This window comes from Pseudomonadota bacterium, from assembly GCA_039196715.1.
Classification (GTDB): domain Bacteria; phylum Pseudomonadota; class Gammaproteobacteria; order CALCKW01; family CALCKW01; genus CALCKW01.
Window position 1 is genome coordinate 59999 of sequence record JBCCUP010000005.1, and the last position, 21975, is coordinate 81973.

General features: G+C 64.9%; 26 protein-coding genes and 2 tRNA genes. 7 read left to right on the forward strand and 21 right to left on the reverse strand.

Translation table 11 applies throughout. From position 1 onward, the window contains the following. Positions 1-7 precede the first annotated feature (7 nt). Both AAGA11_03735 and AAGA11_03740 read left to right on the forward strand, forming a co-directional pair. The gene (locus tag AAGA11_03735) at positions 8-823 is read left to right on the forward strand and encodes a TatD family hydrolase (GenBank protein MEM9601947.1); all 816 of its coding nucleotides are present in this window, start codon (positions 8-10) and stop codon (positions 821-823) included. Between the two features lie 32 nt (positions 824-855). After that, positions 856-1335, forward strand: coding sequence for an LEA type 2 family protein (locus AAGA11_03740; GenBank protein ID MEM9601948.1), 480 nt, complete (start codon positions 856-858; stop codon positions 1333-1335). 64 nt (positions 1336-1399) lie between these two features. Here the strand turns inward: AAGA11_03740 and AAGA11_03745 are convergent, their stop codons facing one another. The 4 genes from AAGA11_03745 to AAGA11_03760 form a co-directional block, all read right to left on the reverse strand. Beyond that, positions 1400-2374, reverse strand: coding sequence for a sterol desaturase family protein (locus AAGA11_03745; protein MEM9601949.1), 975 nt, complete (start codon positions 2372-2374; stop codon positions 1400-1402). 69 nt (positions 2375-2443) lie between these two features. Further along, positions 2444-3865 carry a DUF4856 domain-containing protein gene (locus AAGA11_03750; GenBank protein MEM9601950.1) on the reverse strand — a complete coding sequence of 474 codons (1422 nt, stop codon included), beginning with the start codon at positions 3863-3865 and terminating at the stop codon, positions 2444-2446. A gap of 132 nt (positions 3866-3997) precedes the next feature. Continuing rightward, entirely contained in the window at positions 3998-4960 is a 963-nt protein-coding gene (locus AAGA11_03755; protein ID MEM9601951.1) for an HAD family hydrolase, read from the reverse strand. Next, positions 4957-5520, reverse strand: coding sequence for a TIGR00730 family Rossman fold protein (locus AAGA11_03760; protein MEM9601952.1), 564 nt, complete (start codon positions 5518-5520; stop codon positions 4957-4959). The genes AAGA11_03755 and AAGA11_03760 overlap by 4 nt, the downstream gene beginning before the upstream one ends. Positions 5521-5655: 135 nt before the next feature. On the opposite strand from AAGA11_03760, the gene AAGA11_03765 reads away from it, so the two are divergent. Both AAGA11_03765 and AAGA11_03770 read left to right on the forward strand, forming a co-directional pair. Further along, positions 5656-6303, forward strand: coding sequence for an alpha-ketoglutarate-dependent dioxygenase AlkB (locus AAGA11_03765; GenBank protein ID MEM9601953.1), 648 nt, complete (start codon positions 5656-5658; stop codon positions 6301-6303). A gap of 15 nt (positions 6304-6318) precedes the next feature. Next, positions 6319-6594 carry an HlyU family transcriptional regulator gene (locus tag AAGA11_03770; protein ID MEM9601954.1) on the forward strand — a complete coding sequence of 92 codons (276 nt, stop codon included), beginning with the start codon at positions 6319-6321 and terminating at the stop codon, positions 6592-6594. Positions 6595-6613: 19 nt separating this feature from the next. Here the strand turns inward: AAGA11_03770 and AAGA11_03775 are convergent, their stop codons facing one another. Continuing rightward, on the reverse strand, positions 6614-7327 hold the full coding sequence (locus tag AAGA11_03775) for a methyltransferase domain-containing protein (GenBank protein MEM9601955.1): 714 nt from the start codon (positions 7325-7327) through the stop codon (positions 6614-6616). A gap of 268 nt (positions 7328-7595) precedes the next feature. Between AAGA11_03775 and AAGA11_03780 the strand changes: the two genes are divergently transcribed. Both AAGA11_03780 and AAGA11_03785 read left to right on the forward strand, forming a co-directional pair. Further along, entirely contained in the window at positions 7596-8306 is a 711-nt protein-coding gene (locus AAGA11_03780; protein ID MEM9601956.1) for an HAD hydrolase-like protein, read from the forward strand. Positions 8307-8340: 34 nt separating this feature from the next. Beyond that, positions 8341-8547: a DUF1289 domain-containing protein gene (locus AAGA11_03785; GenBank protein ID MEM9601957.1), complete on the forward strand. Its 207-nt coding sequence runs from the start codon at positions 8341-8343 to the stop codon at positions 8545-8547. A gap of 1 nt (position 8548) precedes the next feature. Here AAGA11_03785 and AAGA11_03790 read toward each other — a convergent pair whose 3' ends face one another. Both AAGA11_03790 and AAGA11_03795 read right to left on the reverse strand, forming a co-directional pair. Beyond that, positions 8549-9013: a CopD family protein gene (locus AAGA11_03790; GenBank protein ID MEM9601958.1), complete on the reverse strand. Its 465-nt coding sequence runs from the start codon at positions 9011-9013 to the stop codon at positions 8549-8551. Positions 9014-9019: 6 nt separating this feature from the next. Beyond that, positions 9020-9496 carry a peroxiredoxin gene (locus AAGA11_03795; protein MEM9601959.1) on the reverse strand — a complete coding sequence of 159 codons (477 nt, stop codon included), beginning with the start codon at positions 9494-9496 and terminating at the stop codon, positions 9020-9022. A 137-nt stretch (positions 9497-9633) separates the two neighbouring features. On the opposite strand from AAGA11_03795, the gene AAGA11_03800 reads away from it, so the two are divergent. Beyond that, positions 9634-10473 (forward strand): NYN domain-containing protein, encoded by an 840-nt coding sequence (locus AAGA11_03800; GenBank protein ID MEM9601960.1) that lies wholly within the window; start codon positions 9634-9636, stop codon positions 10471-10473. Here the strand turns inward: AAGA11_03800 and AAGA11_03805 are convergent. The 14 genes from AAGA11_03805 to AAGA11_03870 all read right to left on the reverse strand — a co-directional run bounded on the left by AAGA11_03805 (position 10451) and on the right by AAGA11_03870 (position 21904). Then, positions 10451-11143 (reverse strand): hypothetical protein, encoded by a 693-nt coding sequence (locus AAGA11_03805; GenBank protein MEM9601961.1) that lies wholly within the window; start codon positions 11141-11143, stop codon positions 10451-10453. The genes AAGA11_03800 and AAGA11_03805 overlap by 23 nt on opposite strands. Before the next feature lie 2 nt (positions 11144-11145). Then, complete coding sequence (locus tag AAGA11_03810) at positions 11146-12345, reverse strand: hypothetical protein (protein ID MEM9601962.1); 1200 nt, start codon at positions 12343-12345, stop codon at positions 11146-11148. A gap of 67 nt (positions 12346-12412) precedes the next feature. Beyond that, entirely contained in the window at positions 12413-14035 is a 1623-nt protein-coding gene (locus AAGA11_03815; protein ID MEM9601963.1) for a hypothetical protein, read from the reverse strand. A 251-nt stretch (positions 14036-14286) separates the two neighbouring features. Further along, positions 14287-14871 carry a single-stranded DNA-binding protein gene (locus AAGA11_03820; protein ID MEM9601964.1) on the reverse strand — a complete coding sequence of 195 codons (585 nt, stop codon included), beginning with the start codon at positions 14869-14871 and terminating at the stop codon, positions 14287-14289. Between the two features lie 246 nt (positions 14872-15117). Then, positions 15118-15194: transfer RNA gene (locus tag AAGA11_03825), tRNA-Met, on the reverse strand. Between the two features lie 85 nt (positions 15195-15279). Then, positions 15280-16371, reverse strand: a complete 1092-nt coding sequence (gene ychF / locus AAGA11_03830) for a redox-regulated ATPase YchF (GenBank protein ID MEM9601965.1) — start codon at positions 16369-16371, stop codon at positions 15280-15282. Positions 16372-16385: 14 nt separating this feature from the next. Further along, positions 16386-17000, reverse strand: a complete 615-nt coding sequence (gene pth / locus AAGA11_03835; protein MEM9601966.1) for an aminoacyl-tRNA hydrolase — start codon at positions 16998-17000, stop codon at positions 16386-16388. A 20-nt stretch (positions 17001-17020) separates the two neighbouring features. Further along, positions 17021-17668, reverse strand: a complete 648-nt coding sequence (locus AAGA11_03840) for a 50S ribosomal protein L25/general stress protein Ctc (protein ID MEM9601967.1) — start codon at positions 17666-17668, stop codon at positions 17021-17023. 72 nt (positions 17669-17740) lie between these two features. Then, entirely contained in the window at positions 17741-18694 is a 954-nt protein-coding gene (locus tag AAGA11_03845; GenBank protein MEM9601968.1) for a ribose-phosphate pyrophosphokinase, read from the reverse strand. 37 nt (positions 18695-18731) lie between these two features. Further along, positions 18732-18806, reverse strand: a tRNA-Gln gene (locus AAGA11_03850). Between the two features lie 14 nt (positions 18807-18820). Beyond that, positions 18821-19321 (reverse strand): hypothetical protein, encoded by a 501-nt coding sequence (locus AAGA11_03855; protein MEM9601969.1) that lies wholly within the window; start codon positions 19319-19321, stop codon positions 18821-18823. Continuing rightward, on the reverse strand, positions 19311-19529 hold the full coding sequence (locus tag AAGA11_03860) for a hypothetical protein (GenBank protein ID MEM9601970.1): 219 nt from the start codon (positions 19527-19529) through the stop codon (positions 19311-19313). Before AAGA11_03860 ends, AAGA11_03855 begins: the two co-directional genes overlap by 11 nt. A 3-nt stretch (positions 19530-19532) precedes the next feature. Next, positions 19533-20192 carry a lipoprotein insertase outer membrane protein LolB gene (gene lolB, locus AAGA11_03865; protein MEM9601971.1) on the reverse strand — a complete coding sequence of 220 codons (660 nt, stop codon included), beginning with the start codon at positions 20190-20192 and terminating at the stop codon, positions 19533-19535. Further along, positions 20189-21904, reverse strand: a complete 1716-nt coding sequence (locus tag AAGA11_03870; protein ID MEM9601972.1) for a tetratricopeptide repeat protein — start codon at positions 21902-21904, stop codon at positions 20189-20191. The genes lolB and AAGA11_03870 overlap by 4 nt, the downstream gene beginning before the upstream one ends. Positions 21905-21975: the final 71 nt, after the last annotated feature.

Sequence of the window (21975 nt, forward strand, 5' to 3'; positions counted from 1 at the left end):
CTGACGCATGTTGATCGACTCGCACTGCCACCTCGACTTCGACGGACTCCGTGAAGACCTCGAAGGCACCCTGGCACGCGCCCACGACGCCGGTGTCGACCACATCCTGTGCATCAGTGTCACGCTCGAGGATTTCCCCCGTGTGCTCGATACCGCCGGCCGATCCGACAACCTCTTCGCCTCGGTCGGTGTGCACCCGTGCTACCCGGAGGCCGAGCAGCCCGGTATCGACCAGCTGGTCGAGCTCGCCGATCACCCGAAAGTGGTGGCCATCGGAGAAACGGGCCTCGACTTCATGCGTGTGGAAGGCGACATGCAGTGGCAACGCGAGCGTTTTGTCACACACATCGAGGCCGCCGCGCGTGCCGACAAACCGTTGATCATTCACACGCGCGCGGCGGCCCAGGACACCGTCGACATGTTGGTGGCCAACCGTGCGGACCGTTCGGGTGGCGTGATGCACTGTTTCGCCGAAAACTGGGACATCGCCCGGCAGGCCCTCGATCTCGGTTTCTACATTTCGTTTTCGGGCATCGTGACCTTCAAGTCGGCCAAAGCCGTGCAGGAGGCCGCGCGCCTGGTGCCCCTGGATCGCCTGCTGGTGGAAACCGATGCGCCCTACCTCGCCCCGGTGCCGCACCGCGGTAAACCCAACGAGCCGGCGTTCGTGCGGCACACGGCGCAGTTCCTCGCCGACCTCCGTGGCATACCCCTCGACGAGCTGGCCGCCCACACCCGGCGGAACTTCTTCTCGCTGTTTGCCACAGCGCGCCCTGCCAGCACGCCGCTCCGGGCCGGCCCGCAGGGGGCCCCGCCAGGCTGACACAACGCGCACCCAGGCCGTATACTGAGGCCATGGAAACCGTTCCGACTCCGCGGCGTATGCACCCGGGCCTCACCGCCCTGGTGTTGCTGTGCGCGCTCGGACTGTCAGCCTGCGCGTCGCTGGTCGACCGGATCGTACCGGACCCGCCGGACGTCACGCTGGTGGGTGTCGACCTGGTCGAGGCCTCGCTGTTGCAGCAGACCTTCAACCTCACGCTCAACCTGCAAAACCCGAACGACCGCACGCTCGCGATCCAGGACACCCAGTTCTCGGCCATCATCAACGGCGAGGAGTTCGCGAGCGGCATCAGCAAGACGCCGATCGACCTGCCACCCTACGGTGAAGCGGATGTGTCCGTGAGGGTGAACAGTGGTCTGCTGAAAGTGCTCGAGAACCTCGGGAAGTTGACGGGCGGTCAGGGACTCAACTACCGGCTCGAAGGGTCAGTCAAGATCGCTGGCATCCCGGTGCGCATTCCATTCAGCCAGGACGGCACCCTCTCCCCCTAGCCGTGCAGCGGCTGCACCTCGAGCACCGCCTTGCTTTTCACCGCGCAATCTCGATGCCTGCACGTCAGCTCACCTGCTCACGCAATTTGATGAGCAATGACTGTGCGATTCTGAACGCGCGACGGAAGACAGACCGAAACGGGTGAAGGTAGAGCGTGATCAGCGAGTGCTCCGCTGGTGTCTGCTCCTTTTTGACACCGAATTGCAAATCGGCATCGGGCTCGGACGGGTGAAGCGTGTTCCCCATGCGATCCCAAATGGCAAGCACAACCCCGAAATTCCGGTCGTGGTGCCGCCGCTCGATCGAGTGGTGAATGTGGTGTTGCGCGGGTGAGATCAACCACTTCTCCAACCAGCTCGGGTAGTGCACCGGCACGTTGGAATGGCGCAGGTTGGCGCCCAGTGCATTGAAGGCGAATATGACGACGTTGATACCAAGCACCGAGATCAAATCGACCTTGTTTCCGAACACGAAGACGAATATGCCGATAGAACAACCCTGCACCACGGCACTGCGCAAGACGTAGATCACACCCTCGACGGGGTGGGTTCGGAATATGGTCAGCGGTGTCAGCGTTTCCGCCGAATGGTGCACCCGGTGGAACGGCCACAACCAGGGGGAGCGGTGCATCAGCCTGTGCACCCAGTAGCGACTGGCGTCATCGAACAGGAACAGCGTGAGTGTGAACGCCGTGAGAACCACGGCTCTGGGCACATCCGCTCCGCCGCCGGGCGCGAAGTGGCCATGCAGAAAGTGAAACCAGAATGTGGCGATCGCGAGCTGGCCAATCAGCGCCGGTGTGATCAGGCCCATCACGCCCCGGTTGATGGCGAGCAACAGGTAGTCGGCGCGCGCAGACCTGCCGAGCCATGTTCGACGGTCGAAGGTGCGCGACATGGCGCCTCGAAGGCTGCTCCCACCGGCCCAACAGAGCCAGACGATACCGATGACCCACGCGCTGGCCAGGTAGCCGATAAAGACACGTTTCTCGGGGTTGAAGAACAGGTCGGTCACGGTGTCGGTAATCTGTTCAAACATGTCGAATCCCCCAAAAAAAAGGGCGACGCGAGCGTGCACGCCCGAGTCGCCCTGCGATCGCGTCAGCGATCAGTCGTTCTCGGCGTTGTCCTTGTTGCCGAGTTTGTCGCTCAACGCCTGCAAATCGCCTTCGATGGCGTTCTTCTTGGCGGTCAGGCCGAAGGTGTCGTCCAACAGGTGCTGCAGTTTGGCCATGTGCAGCATGTACTCGGTCAGGCCATTGCCCTGCTCGCGCACGTAGTCGCCGTTCTGGTCCACCCGAACAACCTGTTCGTCGAGCAACACAACCGGGCTGAACCCGATCAGGCGGTTCATCTTGACCGCGGTTGCACCCATGTCCTTGCCGCCCATCTGCAGGGCCAGTGAGAAGCCCTTCAGCTCACCCCAGTGCTTGGCGTACTTGCGCATGATCTTGGGGATATCGCCGGTCTCGTCAACGGCAGTCTTCAGCTCTTGCGCGTCCAGGTACACGGAACCCGCATACTTGTAGACGGCCTCGGCGAGCACCTTTTCCCAGTCGCTCTTGATGTCGGCCGCGTAGGCCATCAACACGGCTCGCTGGCCACCGTCGAGCGCTTCACCACCCGCCTCGGAAATCAGCTTACGCCCGGCGAGAAAGTTCGCCATGATGTCCTGGAGGTAGTTGGTCTTGCCGCTCTTGTCCGCGTCGGCCGCGTAGTAGGCGTTCGCGAAGGTCATCTCGGACTTGAGGTCGATGACACCGTCAGCGTTCGCGTCGGCCGGCGTGAACGCAGCGGACTTCATCTTCGCGATGTTGTAAACGGTTTCGGCATCGAGGCCCGTGGTGTGTGCCGGCGCACCGAAGTAGCCGAATGCCTCGTCCCAGGCGTGTTCCTTGCCGGTGTAGTGCGCGCCTTCCTTGTAGGGCGCATCGTTCGGCTTCTTGTCCGGTCCCATGAGCTCGTCGAGGTAGTTGTCGACGGCCTGGTTGTAGAACACGGCACCGATCAGGGTCTTGGAGATCAACTGGCCGTAGTCGAAGCCATTGATCTCATCGTAGCCACCCGGGACGGAGGCCGCTTTCTCGATCATGAAGTTGATGACTTCGGGGCCGGTCAACTGGCCGGGCCAACCCGGGACCAAGCCTTTGTAGGTCTTGCCCTGCAGGTCCTTGCCCTTGGAAATGTCGTCAACGCCAGCCTGCTTCACGGCGAAGCCGTCCTTGCCGGCAGGCGCAATGATCGCGCGACCTGCGTCCTTGCCGCTGTAGTAGGCCTGCATCTCCGCAAGCACCTCGGCGTTGTTGCTGCCGTCGCTCTTTGACGCGAGTTTCTTGAGCGAATCGTGCAGCACGTAGCGTGCAATCTGGCCTGTGTAGGCCACAGAGTTGGTCTTGTCGCCCGTGTACCCTTTCAGCGTGACGGGGAAATCGGCGTATACTGCCAGGTGGCCGCCGGCGGTCGCGTGCATGCCCGACAGCGCGACAGCGACGATCGCGGCGCCCGCTGCGAGTTTCATTTTGCGTCTCATGGTGTGTCCCGAGGTGGTTGGAATGCGTGGCCGCCGGGTCGACAGCCCTCATCAGCACTAGGGTACCGAGTACGGCAAATGAGAACAACTCTTGTTTGTGTTTCGTTTTGACCCGAACGGGTTTACACCCGACTACCCGGTGCCGTCGGACCGTTCCCAAGGCTGAGACGACAGCACATAGGTTGGCCAGACGCCGGCCTCGGTCAAACGCTCACGCAGGTTTTCACCCCGCAGCAGGCCGAAATCGACCGTCATGCAGCTGTCGATGCCCGCTCGCCTCGCGCCCAACACGTCGGTGTGTGGCGAGTCGCCCACCATCAGGATGCGCTCGCGCGCAAGGCTCGGCTGGTCGCGTTTCAGTCGTGCGATCGCCAGCTCGTACACAGCCCGGTGCGGCTTGCCGAACCAACGCACCGGCGCACCGAACGCGCGACCGAGGGAGCGCGCAACGTAACCCGGTTCCAGGCTGAAATGTGACGGGAACGGCGCCGTGACATCCGGGTTCGCCACCCAGATCGGGCGCACACGTTCAGTCAGGGCCGCCCGCATCGCGTCCGTGTGTGCGTCTGTCCAGGCCACCGCCGTCACCAACAGAAAACCGTCGGTGGTGGGGTCACACCCATCAGACCGGATTTCACTGAAACGCCCGGGCAGGTCGTCCAGAGCCCGCCCACCCATCGGTGAGACCGCCCAGTGCCAGTCCGGGTACGCGTCGTGGTGGCGCGCCAAGCCCCCCCGTGCCGCATCCCGACTCGTTATCACATCGTCTGCGTCGACCGGATACCCGAACGCGCTGTATTTGGCCACGGCGTCGCGGGTCTGACCGGTCGACCCGTTCGACAGGATCAACAGGCGCACCCCACGGCGTTGCAGTTCAGCGAACACCTCGACCATGCCAGGCACCGCCATATCGCCGCAGTTGAGCACACCGAAGCCGTCCAGCAGCATCGCGTCGTAGTGCTCGGCAAGTTCGAGCAGACTCGTCACGTGGCTGACGTCGGATGCTGAGCCCGGGTCCGCGACGTCGAGTGGGTCGGCAAGGTACGCGCTCCAGGCTTCGGCAAAACGCAAGCGCAATCGCGGCTCTGCCGTCACACCCAGGTCCCCGCCGTCCAGGCTTGAACAAGGTCGTCAGGGGTGTCGAAACGGCGCAGCGCGCTGAGCACATCGAGGTCGGCAAAACCGTGGTCCACCATCGATTCGAGTGCCGCAAACAGGTCGCTGTAGTAGCCGTCAGAGTCGACAACAGCCAACGGCTTCGAGTGCAGACCAAGCTGACGCCAGGTCAGCGCCTCGGTGAGCTCCTCCAAGGTGCCCACACCACCGGGCAAGGCCACGATGGCATCAGCGAGTTCGATCATGCGGTTCTTGCGCACGTGCATCGACGGCACGACCTCGAGCGACTGCACGGCGCTGCTTGCCATCTCGGTGCTGTGGAGGTGTTCGGGAATCACCCCCGTCACGTGCCCGCCTGCCTCGACGACGGCAGCCGACACCACGCCCATGAGGCCGACACCGCCGCCACCATACACCAATGCCGCACCGGAATTCGCAAGCGCGACACCCAAAGACCGCGCCTGCTCGGCGTGGACTGGGTTGGTCCCTGGCCGCGCACCGCAATACACGCAGAGTGTTTTGTGTTGCAACCCACCCATCACGCCTGCCCACCCTGGTTCATTCAACCCGCTCGACACGGTACCATCGCGCCCACGGATGTGCACATCAATTCCCGCGCTGCTGCGGTAGACCGGGCCGCACCGCCGGACTCATGCCAACCCAGGCCCGCGCCCTTGTCCCGAACCGAACCGCGTTACCCACCACTCGACGCCGCCCGGCAGATCCTGCTGCCGCCGGGCGGGGCACTCGATCACGTGTCAGGTTGGCTCGCAGCGGACCAATCCGAAGCCATCCTCTGCCAACTCACACAGGCGCTTGAATGGCAGCAACCCGAGATTGCCCTGTTCGGCCGATCGCACCCGATTCCGAGACTGCAAGCCTGGATCGGTGAGCCTGACGCAGACTATCGCTACAGCGGCAGGACCTTCACGCCCGCGCCGTGGCACAGCGCACTCGCGCGTCTGCGCGATCAGCTGAGCAGCACGATAGGCACCCCGTTCAACAGCGTGCTCGCCAACCTCTACCGCGATGGCAACGACTGTATGCACTGGCACGCAGACGACGAGCCCGAGCTCGGACCGGAACCCTGCATCGCGTCTCTGAGCCTGGGGGCAACGCGCGATTTCCTGCTGCAACCGCGCGACAGACACCGGGGGAGTTTGAAGGTTACACTCTGTTCCGGTGATCTCCTGGTCATGCGCGGCGCGGTGCAACAGCACTGGCGGCACAGCCTGCCGCGACGCCGGCGTGTGTCGGATCACCGGATCAACTTGACCTTCAGGCAGGTGGCGCGTCACACAGCCGGACCCGTGCACCGTTGACAAGGAGTAGGCGCGATGGGGTGGTTTTCATCACTGTTCGGTTCCCGTTCGACCGAACCGAAACAAGGCCAGACGGAGACCCTGTCGGGCTACAGCGTCACACCCGAGCCGCTGCCCCGCGACGGACAGTTCCTCACGGCCGGCATCATCGCCAAGGGCGAGGGCGAGGCACGCCGGGAGCACCGCTTCATCCGCGCTGACATGCACCCGAGTTTCGAGCAAGCGTGCGCGCATGCCCTGCAGAAGGCCGAGCAAATCATCAAGGAACAAGGCGACGGTATGTTCCGCTGAAAGCCGGCCCAGCTGTGCCTCAGCCGTGCCCGCATCGGGCGACGAAGCGCCGTTGTTGTGCCGGGAGGTGGCTGCAGTCCGCGACCGCCCGACGCCACTGTGACACGCGCAACGGCACACGGCTGTACACACCGATCACGTTGTCGTAGAGCGGCAGGCTGAACCGTCGGCGGTGTGGCATCCCCGCCGTGAGGGCCACGTTGTCCCGCCATTCCCGAACACTGGCGTGGTTCACCGTGAGCACCCCGTCGGCCACCAGCAGGCCCCGGAGCCGACGTAACCAGACCTGGTTGGCAACAACCGCGCGGCACGCCACCCCGTCGACGTGCCCGAACAGGTCATCGACGATGACATCGAAGGGCTCTCCGCGGTAGTGCGACACCCACTCGACGGCATCGGCGCGCGACAAGCGGCACCGAACCTGGAACCATGAGCGCGCCACGCGCAGGTGCACCGGATCGCGGTCGACGCCAACGATGTCGGCATCCGGCTTGAATTCAGCGAGTCGCTTGATCACGGCGCCGCCACCCACCCCCAGAACCAGCACCCGCGGTGCTGCTCGCTGGCGGTAAAAAACCGGCAGGCTGAGCAGGTCCCAGACGGAACGGGATTTCGCCGGGTTCGGGTTCCACTGCGAGTGGAATACGCCATTTGTGTACAGGCGTATTGACCCGCCAGCACGACGCACCTGGTAGTGGGCGCCGGGGGCCTGGTGCTCCCAGACCACGCTCACTCGGGTCTCCCCTGGCATGCGGGTGGCGGCGCTAGCCGGGGGGCACGGTTGAGGTCAGCGGGGTTCACGGCACGTATTCAGGCCAACGGATTTCAGATCAAATTTGCTGATAATCATAGACTTCGGCGATACTATGAAAGTATATTTGCAACTGTGATGTCCGCCCCGCAGGGCAGAAACGGATCTGAATCGCTCCCACATGCCTACACCGGACACCCACTCAACCCTCAGCGTTGGCGCGCAATCGCCCAGGTCCGCACCGCCTCCTGTGCTCGACGGGCTCACCGCTGCGCCGAACACCTCGCCGCGGCGGAGCGCCTTCTACCTCTATATCTTCAACTTCGATGGCGTACTGGCCAACACCGCCAGGCTCTACCTCGATGTCTGTCACCACGCCCTGGTCGCGTGCGGCCACGATCGTCAGGTGCCGAGCGTCGAGGACCTGGTGCGCTGTGAGCGCTTTGACGGCGCGGGGCTTGCCGACACCTTTGCGTTGAGCGACGCCAATCGCCGCTTCTTCATCAAACACGTCGACGGGGCGCTGGCCCGTGCCGCGTTGGCGTGTGACCTGTTCCCGGGCATCGCGCTGGCCCTGCGGACCCTGTCCAGCACCGCCTACACGGCCGTGGTATCCCGCAGCACACCAGAGTTCATCGCCACCGCCCTGCGCGCCAACGGTGTCCCGCACGCCGTCAATCGCACGCTCGGTATCGACTGTGGCAACCCGGTCGACTGCATTCGGCAAGTGCTGAGCGAGCTGCAGATCGCGCCTGCACGGGCGGTCTATTGCGGCGACTGCGTCCACGACCTGCACGTCGCCCGGCTCGCCGGTGTGAACGCGGCCGCTTGCGCCTGGGGCTGGCAAGGGTCGTTGCTGCAGGCGTCGCCGCCACAGGCACAGCTCGTGTTCAACCGCCCTGCTCACATGCTCACATCGCTGGCATCACCGCACCAGGTGCAGCCGGACATCGTGCTATAGTCCGCGCGCTTTTTGCACGCAACGACACCCCCCGATGACACGCCGCCGCCGACGCGCCCGCCCTCAATTTGACACCAGCGTACCCTCACCTTGCATCGCGGTCTGTCAACTCGATGCGCAATCGATCTGCGTCGGTTGTCGCCGCACGCAGGACGAGATACGCGACTGGATGATCCTGTCGCGCGAGGAAAAGCTCGCGGTGCTCGAGTGCGTCGCGGCGCGTCAGCGAAACGCCGGCTGACTCACGCGAACCAGCCGTACCGGCCGGCGGCGGCCACCACCACCGTGACGATACCGAGGCCCAGGTTGATCAGTACCGTGCGGCGAACGCCGTTCAACGCGACCGCGCCCGCCTCCCAGTGCTCGGCCTCGACGGCGGCGCGAAAGCGCCGAAACGGCGCCGACACCAGGTGCCCGAACACCGCGACCATCAACAGACCGGTGCCGTGCATGATGTGCACGTAGGCGGGCGCACCGGAGAAGCCGCCAAGCCCCCCGAAGACCATGCCGTAGCCCGTCACCAAGAGCACGGCGATGGCAAATCCCACCCAGAGGAAAAAGGTCCGCAACACGTCGAGCCACAGCAGCAGGCGCTCGGGTGCCTGCAACACGCGCACGGTCGCCGGACGGAGCACCATGGACGCGAAGAACATCCCGCCGACCCACACCACGGCAGCCAGCAGGTGCAGTGCGACGGCAATCGACACCGGCGTCTAGAGTGCGGCCAGCACGGCGGCCGCGCCGCTGCCGGTGATCTCGGGGCCCTCTTCGACCGCGAGGTAGCTCAGCGCACCGTTGTCGACAATCATCGCGTACCGACGGGACCGCACACCGAGGCCACGGGCAGTCAGGTCGAGTTCGAGCCCCAGAGCCCGGGCGAAGTCGCCACTGCCATCGGCGACCATGACAATCTCCTCGGCGTTCTGCGTTTTCCCCCAGGCATCCATGACGAAGACATCGTTCACCGAGACGCAGAGGATCTCGTCAACGCCCTTGGCCTTGATGGTGTCAGCTTCAACCACGAACCCCGGCAAGTGCGCGGCGTGGCACGTCGGCGTGAAGGCCCCCGGCACCGCAAACACCACGAGTTTCTTGCCGGCGGCGCGCTCGGCGATGTCGAAGGTCGCTGGACCGTCAGCGGTCATCGTGGTCAGCGACACGCGGGGGAGTGTCTCTCCTACGGCGATCATACGGGCTATCCCATCTCTGTGAGTGGCGGGTGGACTGCGCACAGAGTAGAGCGACGTCTGGGGGGTTGCAATGCCAGGTGGGTTCGCAGAACCGCCTGGCGTATCCTGTGTCGAGCCCTCCATGTGAACATTCGCCCATGCACCCCACTTCAAGTCACGTCAAGGTCGGCGTGTTCATTGATGGCGAGAACATCCGCCGCAACGGAGGCCACCGCATGCAATACGATGTGCTCCGGGAATTCGCCTGTCGCGACGGCGCCCTGCCGCAACGGCTGAACACCTACCTCGCCTACGACCCGCGTCGCGCCGAGGACGACGTGCAGTACATGCGACGCGAACTCAATTTCCAGATGTCCGTGCGGGATCACGGTTATAAGGTCACCCAGAAAATCGTCCGCTGGTACCAGGACGAACACGGCGACTGGCGGTCCAAGGCCAATGCCGATCTCGATCTGGCAGTGGACATGCTGTTGCAATCGGAAAACCTGGACCGCGTGCTGCTCGCCACCGGCGACGGCGATTTCGTGCGCGTCATCAACGCGCTGCAGGCACGCGGGGTGCGGGTGGAAGTGGTCGCGTGCGAGAACGTCTCTCGCGAGCTCCGGCGTGAAGCTGACGGTTTCGTGTCGGCGTTTTTGGTGCCCGACCTGATCCCGCTCGCCGACGGGGCCATCGCCGAAAACGTGCGCTGGGGCGACACGGGATCACGGGTCCGAGGCGTGTGCCACTTTCACAAGGCCGGCTACGGTTTTTTCCGTGTGCTGACGTCGATCTCAGCCAACCTGTGGCACACCGACTCGCGCGATCCGGCGTCACCCTACGAGACCGTGTTCTTCAACGACAGTGATCTGCCCGACTCCGTCGATGCCGGTTTGCTGCCAAGCCGTGAGCACGTTTTCGAGTTCGACTTGGCCGCGCCGCGCAGCGACGGCGAAGCGCGCCAGGCGAGTCAGATCACGCTGGTTCACCGCCTGTAACAGCCGCCGTGCCGAGGGCGTCTGACCGTGGCTGTACGGTGCCGCTGAGCTCGATCTGGTGCGCTAGCCACTCGAGTTTCAGCCGCTGCGCCACGGGCCGTTCCGGCTCGCGTGACGCCAACTGATTGAGCACTTTGTTTGGCGCCACCGTGGCCAGTCGAAACACCTCGTCATAGGACGCCACAATGCGTTCGAGATCGCCCGGGAACCGCGGCATCAGCCGTCCGACGCCGTGGAACAGACGGCCCTCCGCCATCAAGCGAAAGCCTTCGGGCGCCTGCCTGCTGGCGCCGAGGTGAACGGGATCGAGGAAGAACAGAAACCAGTTCGCACGTGTCAGGCTCAGGGCTTCGTACACCTCCAGCCCGTGCAGCAAGCCGACGCGGTGAAACACCAGCGACTCGCCCTGGCGGGTTTGCAGTCGCGAGAGCCAGGCCATGGCGCCGACGGTGCCGTTGACCGGGATCGGGTTGGTCGGCACGGTGCCGAAGGAGCCCGATGCACCGGGCACCGTGTCCACCCGGCCGTTGCGTCGGGCCTGTTCCACGACCCGCTCGGGCATCATCGAGAGCTGGTGCGCCGGGTCTTCAAGCAGGCGATTGACTTCTTCGATGTCCTGGTCCAGCTTCGCTTCGGCCTCGCGTTGCGAGCGGTGGCGAAAGATCTCCATGTTCAGCGACTCCTGAAATACCGGTTCTGCAGTCCGGAGAGCTGCGCCGCGGTGTCCGCGTCCGCGTGAGACTGCGCAGCCTCACAGAGATCCTCGAAGGCCTCACGCATCAAGCGCGACAGCGTCCTGGCCACCCCGAGTCCCTGCCCCGAGTGGCGAATGGGGGAGAGCACGCGATGGTAGAGCGAGAGCAACGCAGCGAGTCTGTCGACCAAGCCCGGTGCCAGCGGTGTACCTCGCCGCACGTGGTCCGCGCCGCGGCGGCAGAGCGCAACCACCTTGTCCCCCTCGCTCACCAGGACCGGCTCGGCAAACTGCCGGTAGTGGTTGACCAACGAGCGTACGACGGCGTTTGGTGTGCGTCCGGCGACACAGAACAACGCGAAACTCTCGAGCAATGCCGACGGCGTCAGGCGGTCGTGCAAAGCGATGAACGTGGACACCGCCTCGCGCACACGGGCCTCCATGGCCTCCGCCAGCAGGTCTGCATCCTCGTGTACAGCCACACCCGCGGCGACCCGAGCGCGGTTCAGGCGCTCGCACAGCGCATCGAGGTCCGGTTGCGCGAACGCCACATCGGCGTGCAAGACCGCAGCGGCCAGGGTCGCGGCCGAGCACGGGTCTTCACGCGCCAGCCACTCGGACTCCAGGTTCACGCGGGCGATCGGATCGAGCCCGGCAGCCACGCCGTCGGTGCGTTCGATCAGCGCACGCACTTCATCAGCGGTGCTATCACCAAGCCAACGCAATTCAGCGTGCAGCCGCCGGTGCGGATCGAGCACCACATCCGCCAGTGCGTTGCCGCTTTCCTCGCTGCACTGAGACGCCCGCTCTCGCACAGACGACGCGCGGTCTCGCGGGCCTGCGCCGAGCCGCAGAAAGGGGTTGGACAACAGCACACCGGTTGGCCGTGCGACCGGGGCGGATTCCGGTATCGAGGCCGCGCTGTCCGGCACGGCTTCCGCCGCCGCCGGCGAAGCGGCGCGAAAGTCGAGTTGCAGCAACTCGCGCAGCTGCGTGTCGGCCAGGGCACTGTCGAGCGATTTGCGGGCGATCGCCTGATAAACCGGGCTTGCACGTCGGGCGTCAGAGTGTGCCAGAGTCGATGTCGGGTCGACCGGCGTGTAGCCACCCTGACTCAACGCCGATTCCCAGTCGTCCTTTTGTCGCGGGCTCCGCCCGCAGGCGGCACACGGTTTCACAACCCCGGCTCTGGCGGCACCGCAGGCGAAACACACAGTTTCGGGCAGCGCGATGAGGTCGGCCAAATCAGTCAACGCGATACCCCCGCTCTTGCAACTGCACGGACAGGCACTGGTAGTAGGTCGCCGGCCCGCGCGTCAAGCGATTCTGCCGACAGACGGCTTCGATGTCTTTGCGGTGCTCGAAACTCGCGACCCGCATGTCGGGCTTGGCGCCGAAGGCGCGCAAGGCGTCGACCTCGGTGCGCACACAAACGTAGTACTCGGTGATGCCACCCACGCGACCTGCGCACACACGCTCGATGGACTCGCGCTCGGAAAACTCGAGCGCAGTGAGAAACACCGGTGTCATCGGTTCCGCGAGATTGGCAAACTGCCCGCCCACACACCGCGCGTATTCGCCCGCATCGCCACCGGCGGCGCCCGCACACCGGCTCTCGATCGCCGACACCACGTTGTTGGGCAACGTGGCATCGGGGACGGCAGGCGGAGTCGGCTCAGCTGCGTTCACCTCACTGGACAGGCAGCGGTAGTAGGCCGAAGGCCCAGCACGATCACGAAGCGGGCCGCAGGTGGCAAGCAGCGCCAGACGCTCGGCGTCGGGCAACCGGGAGATGTCGACACGCGGCACGGCGTCCAACCGGGCCAGTTCAGTACCGACACACGCCGCGTAGTCAGCCTTGCCCGCATCGGCCCCGCAGAGCGCATCGATTGCCAAGCGGTCCACATCGGGCAAGCCACCCACGTCAGGCAACTGCACGACTGCCAGCGCTGCCGCAGTCGGGGTCTCGCTGTTGGACGCCGACTCGAGCCGGGATTCGGGCAGTGGCGCGGTGCCCTCCACCGCTGCCGTGCCCGCAGTGCCAGGCGCCTCCTGCTGACTCACTTCGAGTAAAACGGACAGCACACTTGCCCAATCGCTGTCCGCGTCGAGGCCACGATCACGCATGAACTGTTGGCGCGCCGCCCGTGTGCTCCGACTCGCTTCACCGGACATCGAGCCGTTGTAATAGCCCAGTTTGAACAGCAACCACTGGGTGTCACGGACCAGCTTCTCGTCGGGAGGTGACGACACCGGGCGCGGCTCGGCGGGTGCAGCTTCCGTCGCCGTGGCGCCGGCGGGCTTGGACGACGTGGGCGCCGCCGTGACCGATGCGTCCGCGGCAAGCAGATAGGCCCGTCGCCCGGCCGCGCTGATCTCATCAGACCGCAACTGCACGTCTGCCGTCGCCAGAGCCAGATCGTCACCCTGGTACTGGTAGCTGCCACACCGCGCATTCAGATCGGTCACGCTCGCGTTCAGACGACCGACGTCGAGTGCCGTTGCGTCGACCTGGGTCCGCGCCGCACGCAGCCGCAGGGCCTCGGCAAGGCAATAGCGAATTTCCGCCCGGCTGAGCAGCAGCCCTTCACCGACGGGCGGCTTAACCAGGGTTGTATTATATGGGGATGTGGTGATGTCCGACGCGATCGGCACGGCGCGACCGATGTCGGCACGCCAGAACCAGGCGCCGCTCGCCGCGGCAACGACCACAGCGCACACGGCTGCGACCCGTGCGTAGCGGCGCCACGCGGAACCACGGCGGCGTGTCTGTCGTGGGTCGGGGCCCGGAGCGCCGAGGTCAGCGTGGATCGGCAGGTCGGAGGGCGCGGCCACGTCGCTCAGGAGATCGTCAACTGCGATACTCAAACTGCCCAACCCGGCAAAGCCCGCTGCCTGCGTGGGCGGTGACGTCACTGTATGCATGCCTTCGAGACTTCTCTGCGCGGCGTCGAGAACGACCGTGTTCTGAGTGTGATGCAACGCCTGGATTTTACCAGAGTGTCCCGCGTTTGCGCGCAGGTCAGGTCGTCAGCGCACGGCGTACAGCAACGCCCGGCAATAACGAAAAAAGCCCGGACCGAGCCGGGCATTTCGAGGGCATACGACGCGGCGTTGGCTCAGTAGTCAGGGGCAACCGAACTGCGCGACCGGCGCACGGTCACCTGGCGTCCGCGCCGGCGTTGATCCCCGTTGCCCTTGCCACCGCGTCGCTCCTGCTCGGGTGTCCACCCGCCACCGCCACTGAGCATCGTCACTGGCCGGTTGTCGTTGCTTTCGGGCTGCCGATCGCCATCGTCGTCGTAGCGCGTGTCGTCCCGCCGGCGGCCGCCCGACGGACCGCTGACGGCTTGCCCACCTGACTCAGCGTTGTCATTGTCGCGCGCGCGGTCGCTGCGGTGGTGTGGCCGAGACAGGATATCCAGTTCGTACGCCATGACTTGCAACTCGCTGACCATCACGCCGTCCCGCTCGAACTGGTTCGCCTGCAGCTTGCCCTCGATGCGCACGCGCGTGCCCTTGCTCAAGGTAGAAATGAACTCGGCGAGGTTGCCGAAGGCGACCACCGGCACAAACTCCACGTAGGGCTGCCAGCCCTCCGGGGTCTTTTTGCGGTCGTTGATGCGACTGGTCGGGTTGCAAACGGATTTGCCCTTGAGCGCGGTGGTGCGGAGCTCGGGCTGTTCGGTGATGAAGCCGGTCACAAAAACGCGATTCTGGTCAGGCACACAAACCTCTGGAGAATGAATGGGTGTTACGCCGATTTACCGCTCTACAGCGGCGAATCGCTTTCTGCGCATTCTATGCAATCGGACACCGTGTTGCGTTGCACGGACCGTCGACAACCTTGTCATGGACTCCCACGCTGCGCATGCAGTATACGCGGCACCATAGCCGGTGGGTCTGATCAAATTCTCGATGAATGAACGGGCGTGTATCGCGGGAAACAGTGGTGGCCATACCTAGACTCGAACTAGGGACCCCATCATTATGAGTGATGTGCTCTAACCAACTGAGCTATATGGCCACTATCCCGTAATGGTCCGCTCCAGCGCTGTTTTTGTCAAGATCGCAGACGCCCGTTTTGCTGACTGTGTAAGTGCAACATTGCCTCAGACATTGAAGCGAAAGTGGACCACGTCGCCTTCGCTCAACACGTAGTCCTTGCCTTCGAGTCGCCACTTGCCCGCATCCTTGGCGCCCTGCTCTCCCTGACACGCAACGTAGTTGTCAAAACCGATCACTTCTGCCCGAATGAAGCCGCGTTCGAAGTCGGTGTGGATACGACCTGCACCCTGCGGCGCGGTCGCCCCCTGTCGCACGGTCCAGGCCCGGACCTCTTTCGGACCGGCCGTGAAAAAGGTCTGCAGACCAAGCAAGGTGTACCCCGCGCGGATCACGCGATCCAGGCCGGCTTCGGTTTGTCCGAGGTCGGAGAGAAACTCGGCCTTGTCCTCGTCATCGAGCAAGGCGATTTCCGCCTCGATGGCGGCGCACACCGCGACAACGGTGGCGTTCTCCGCGCGGGCCCGTTCAACGACCTGATCGACCCTGGCATTGTCGACGTCCGCGCTGTCGGCGACGTTGGCAATGTACATGACCGGTTTGGAGGTGATCAGGCAAAGCGTTCTGACGCGATCGTTTTCGCTGTCACTCAACCCGAGCGAACGTGCGGGATGCCCCTGCTCCAGGTGCACAAGCAACTTTTCGAACGCCGCCTTGTCCGCCAACGCCTCCTTGTCTCCGGACTTGCTCTGTTTCTGCGCCCGCTGCACGGCACGTTGCGTCGTCTCGAGATCGGCCAGAACCAACTCGGTATCGATGGTTTCGATGTCGTCGATCGGATCGACCCGGCCAGAGACGTGAACCACGTCGCCGTCCTCGAAACACCGCACCACGTGGGCGATCGCATCCGTCTCGCGGATGTGTGAGAGGAACTGGTTACCCAGCCCCTCGCCCGAGGCCGCCCCCGAAACCAGCCCCGCGATGTCGACAAACTCCATCGTGGTCGGCAGCACTTTTTCGGGTGCGACAATGTCAGCAAGTTGTTGCAAGCGTGGATCCGGTACAGGCACGACGCCCACGTTCGGATCGATTGTGCAGAACGGGTAGTTCTCCGCGGCAATCTCAGCGCGCGTGAGCGCATTGAACAAGGTGGACTTGCCGACGTTGGGCAAACCCACGATTCCGCACTTGAAGCCCATGGTGGCTCTCCGATTCAGGTCTCGTTGCCGCGCGGCGGGGGTGCCGGCAGCGTGTTGATGCGTTGGGTGGCACGCGCAAAATCACCGAAGAGCACGCCGTCAGCGGCCTCGATGACGCGCTCGATGGCTTCGTTGACAGCGCGTTCGTCCGCGGCACCGGCCCGCGACAGAACCCACGGGCTGACACGGTCCCGGTGGCCCGGGTGGCCGATGCCGATACGCACGCGCCAGTACTGCGTGCCAATCGCCTTGGAGATGTCACGCAGGCCGTTGTGCCCACCGTGGCCACCGGCGTGTTTGATCTTGACCGTACCGGGCGGCAGGTCCAGCTCATCGTGCGCCACCAGAATCTGCTCGGGCGCAATCTTGAAGTAACTGCTGAGCGCAGCGACCGCCTGGCCGCTGCGGTTCATGAAGGTGCCAGGCTTGAGTATCCGAGCGTCAAAGGCGCCCGTCTGGATGCGAGCCACATCGCCGTGCGCCTTGACGTCCTTGGCGAAACGCGCGGCGTACCGACCGGCCAAGCGGTCGGCCAACCAGAACCCGACGTTGTGCCGGGTTTCCTCGTACTCGGCACCCGGGTTGCCAAGCCCGACAACGAGCTTGAAGTCCGGGCGCGCAGTGGCCATCGAGATCAGCGAGTGCCGACTCAGGCGTCGGCCTCTCCGGCCTCCGTGTCGTCGCTGCTGTCGTCAGACGAATCACCGCCGCCACCGCCCTTGCGCGCGTTGACAGCTGCAACGGCCAGGTCGTGCTCTTCACCGTGCGCGAGCGCCACGGAGGTCACACCGCTGGGCAGCGCAATGTCCGAAATGTGCACTGACTGGCCCACATCGACGTCCGCCAGATCCACCTCGATGTACTCGGGCAGGTCTTTTGGCAAGCACGTCACTTCAAGCTCGGTCAGGGTGTGGCTGATCAGCCCGCCACCCATTTTCACGCCGACGCAGGTTTCTTCGTTGATGAAGTGCAGCGGCACTTGCACGGTGATCGCCTGGTCAGCGACGACGCGCAGGAAGTCCATGTGCAGAATGAGGCTCTTGGACGGGTGGCGCTGAATGTCACGCAGGATCGCCTGCTCGCTCTTGCCACCGACGTCGAGCGTCAGCACATGGGAGTAGAAGGCCTCTTCCTGCAGGTTGCGGGTGACCTCATTGGCCTTGAGCGACAGCATGACCGGCTCGCCGGCGCCCCCGTAGAGGATGGCGGGGACCTTGTTGTCGCGACGCAGGCGGCGGCTCGCACCCTTCCCTGTGTCACTGCGCACTTCAGCGCTGAGCGTAAAATCGATGCTCATGGGTTTCTCCAACGGTTGTGGTTGCGGCGGCTGCCGCGGATCGACGCGCATGCGACCTGCGCGTCAGTGAATTCAATCCATATACAGCGAGCTGATCGACTCTTCGAGGTGCACGCGGCGCATGGTCTCGGCGAGCATGTCCGAGATCGATACCTGGCGAATGCGTTCACACGCGGTGGCGGCCTCTGACAGCGCGATGGTGTCGGTGACGACCAGCTCGTCAATCACGGACTCGTTGAGGTTGTCGATCGCGCGGCCGGACAGCACCGGGTGGGATGCATAGGCGACAACACGGGCGGCGCCATGCTCCTTGAGGGCGCCAGCGGCCTTGCACAGCGTGCCGGCGGTGTCGACCATGTCGTCGACAATCACGCAGGATTTCCCCTCGACGTCGCCGATGATATGCATCACCTGCGCCTGGTTGGCTTGCGGTCGACGCTTGTCGATGATGGCGAGATCCGCATCGCCCAGCTGTTTGGCCACGGCGCGCGCGCGCACCACGCCACCAACATCGGGCGAGACAACGATGAGTTCGGGGTACTTCTGCCGCCAGATGTCGGCCAGCAACACCGGCGAGGCGTAGACGTTGTCGACCGGCACGCCGAAGAAGCCCTGCAGCTGGTCGGCGTGCAGGTCGATCGTGAGCACCCGATCCACCCCGGCCGCTACCACCATGTCAGCCACCAACTTGGCCGAAATGGCAACACGCGCACTGCGCACACGCCGATCCTGGCGGGCATAGCCAAAGTAGGGAATCACGGCCGTGATGCGGTCGGCGGACGCGCGGCGGAGCGCGTCCACCATGATCAACAACTCCATGAGGTTGTCGTTGGTGGGCGCACACGTGGACTGCAACACGAACACGTCGCGGCCGCGCACGTTTTCCAGGATTTCGACGCTGGTCTCGCCGTCGCTGAAGGTCGTGACGTGCGCATTGCCGAGGCGTTGCTGCAATTTGCCGGCGATGCGCGTCGCGAGCTCGGGGTTCGACCGCCCCGCGAAAACCATCATCTTGCCGTTGCTCACGTCACTCAACCCACGAAGCCGTCGCGCGTTTGAAAAATGGCTGGGCCGGTAGGATTCGAACCTACGAATGCCGGGATCAAAACCCGGTGCCTTACCGCTTGGCGACGGCCCAACTGGGGTGTGGCGTCAACGAACGCCGTGTAACTGTAGTCTATCGATCTCCGGTGAGCGATCCCGACCTGCTGCGACAAAACCGGTGAGCGGTTCAGCTGCGCGGCTGAGAACGGCCCGCGGGGATTCCACTTCACTGAACGGCGCGAAAACGCCCCCGCCCGTGGCACTCAGCCGAGCCACGTCGAGTCCGCCCTGCTGATCGAGCCAGCGCGTGCCCCCGTCGATTGGCGGATACCGCTCACGCACCAGCGGCTCGAACACGTTGACGCCACCGGCTTCAGTTAAGTCCACCATTGTGATAGGCGCACAATCCCTTGTCAATTCCTCCGCCCCGAAGCGCGTCGAGGTCGACACTGGGACGGCGGCGTGGAGTACCAGGCCGTGCCGGGGCGGAAGCGTGCAGGCCAAGGGCTGCTCACCGGTGCCCTCGGCGAAGGCCTGATCCCCGTGAACGAAGACCGGCACATCGGCGCCGAGCGACCGGCCGATCCCGCCCGGTTCCTCACCACGCAACCGGGTGTTCCGGACCGCCCAGGCCCAGCACGTCGCAGTGCAGTTCGACACACCTGTCGTCACGGGCGGCCTGATCGAGCACATCGCCGCCGTCGAGCAGTTGAAACACCGTTTGGAGGGCGTGGTAGCCGTCCGGTCGACGGCCTGTGGTGTGCAGAAGCAGGTCGAGCTTGGCCGGTGCCGGCCAGTCGCACGACCACGCTGGCACCGGTCAGCTGCCGACGCCGGGGATCGGCACGCGTCGGTTGTTCTCGACCGGTTGCAAGCCGATTTCCCACTGCCGCACCGAGATGGCTACACGCAGATGACCGTCGGTCACACGAATCCGGTGCGGCATCGACAGGTCATCCACCGAACGGTACCCGCTCAACTGACCATCCCATTCCCGGTACTGCGTACGCTCCAGGTGAGCCTGGCTGTCGCGCGCGAGGACATTGGCCGGGCCGGGCAGCCCCAGCACCCAGTCGTTCATGAGCGACAGGGGCATGGGCCAGCCGACCAGTCTCTCGATAAGTTGATCCGGGTCGTCGGCGCGAATCACGTCACCCTCGGCGCGGCGCAACACCACCTTGCCGGGCGACACCTCGAGCGTCGACGCCCGGTACCCACCGGGTCCGGACAAGGTGATGCGGCTCTGGTCGCCGCGCTTGGTCCACTGAATTTCGGCGGTGGTCGGTCGCTCGTTCCCTTCAACCTTGACCCGACCGGTGAATCGCCAGCCCGGCAGGGTCTGCAACTGCCGGTCGCGCACCGCCTGTCGCGCGGTCACCTCCGAGGCATCGAGCGACAGGACCAGCGGCTTCTCCGGTGTCGCACAGGCGGTCAGGGTGGCGAGCGCCACCACAGCCGCGATGCCGAGCCTGGTGATCACAAGCTGTCTCCCAGTTCTGGCACACGCTCGAGCAGAGACTGCAATACGCCGGCGTCAGGGTCGGCGTCGAGCGCCTCACGCAGCAGCGACCGCGCCGAGTCCGCCTCGCCGAGACGCCAGTAGACTTCGATCAGGTGCGCGGCGATCTCCGCGTCGGCCAGCAGGCTGTAGGCGCGTTCGAGTTGCGTGCGTGCGCCCTCGAGATCGCCCTGGCGGAAGTACAGCCAGCCCAGGCTGTCGATGATCGCCGCGTCGTCGGGCTCCAAGGCAATCGCCTTGGCAATGAGGTCGGCGGCTTCGTCGAGTTGCACGTTGCGGTCGGCGAGCGAGTAGCCCAAGGCATTGAGCGCCTGGGCGTTGCCCGGTTCGGTGGCCAGCACACTGCGCATCTCGCGCTCGAAGCCGGTCTCATCGCCGAGGCGGGCCAACAGCAGGCCGCGCGCATAGCGCAGGTCATTGTCAGCAGGGTACTGTTCGAGTCCGGCGTCCAGCGTCGCCCGCGCGCCGTCGAAATCGTCGTGGTACTGGTAGAGCCCGCTCTCCGCCAGAACGATGCGGACGCCCGCTTCGGAGGTCGATCGGGCACGCAGGTCCGAGAACCGAACGAGCCCGGCCTCAAGCCCGTCGACGCGGCCGGACAATTCTGCCGCCCGCAGACCGGCATCGAAGGCGTTTGCACCACTGGACACACGGTCGTAGTGCGTCACGGCACGGGTGTAGTCACGCTCGTAGTCCGCGATGCGGCCGAGAAAATAGTGCGCCTCCACCCGACTCGGATCGAGCGACACGGCGTCAGTGAAGTAGCGCCTGGCCTGCTCGAGGGACTCGAGTTCCAACGCGAGCAAACCGAGGTTGTACACCAGCAGGGGTCGGTCACCGTGGCGCGCGTGCAGGGCGTCGAGGGCGATCACGGCTTCGTCGTTGCGCCCACGCTCGACGAGCATCTGGGCAAGGCCCTGATGGGCGATCGCATCGTCGGGGTGGCCGTCGATGTAGGCACGGAGCGTGTCGAGTCCGTCGTCGGTCTCGCCACGCTGCAGCTGGACCCGCGCGCGCGCGAGCTGAGCGCGGCCAAAATCCGCCTTCAGCGCGAGGCTTCGGTCGAAAGCCACGAGCGCCGGGTCCCAGTTCGCCTGGTCGGCGTGCAGTTGGCCGAGGACGAAGTGCGCCATGCCACTGTCCGGGTGCCGGGTGACCAGCACCTTGGCAACCTCGACCGCCAGCACACTGTCGACTTCCTGCTGCAAGGCTGCGAGCACGCTCGTGGCACCGGCGTCGAAGGACTGGCCTGACAGGCTGAGCACCTGCTCGAGCGCAGCCGCGGCGCCGGGCGCATCACCTGCGCGCAGGTACACGCCTGCGAGCAGCCGTTGCACATCGAGTTCAGCCGGGTCGAGCGCAGCCCAGTGACGACCGGCCTCGGCGGCGACCGCCCAACGCTCGTACTCGATCGCGATGCGCATGGCCCGCTCGGCCACCTCGACGTCGTCGCCCATCAGCGCCGCGGTCAGGTAGCTTTGCACGGCGGTGTCGGCGTCGCCCCGGTTCGATGCGATCTCGCCGAGCAACACGTGGTAGATCACCTCACCGCTCTGGTCGACTGCGCGAACGCGTTCGATGCTGGCCGCCGTTGGCTCGCTCTGCGCCACACCCGGTGACGCACCGCACGCTGCCAGCGTGGCCAACACGATCGACAGTCCCAGCGATTTCATACAGGCATCCAAAGCGTCTTTCATACCAGCGCCACCCGACCTCGTAAGAGTCTAGCGCGCCCCCACCAGAG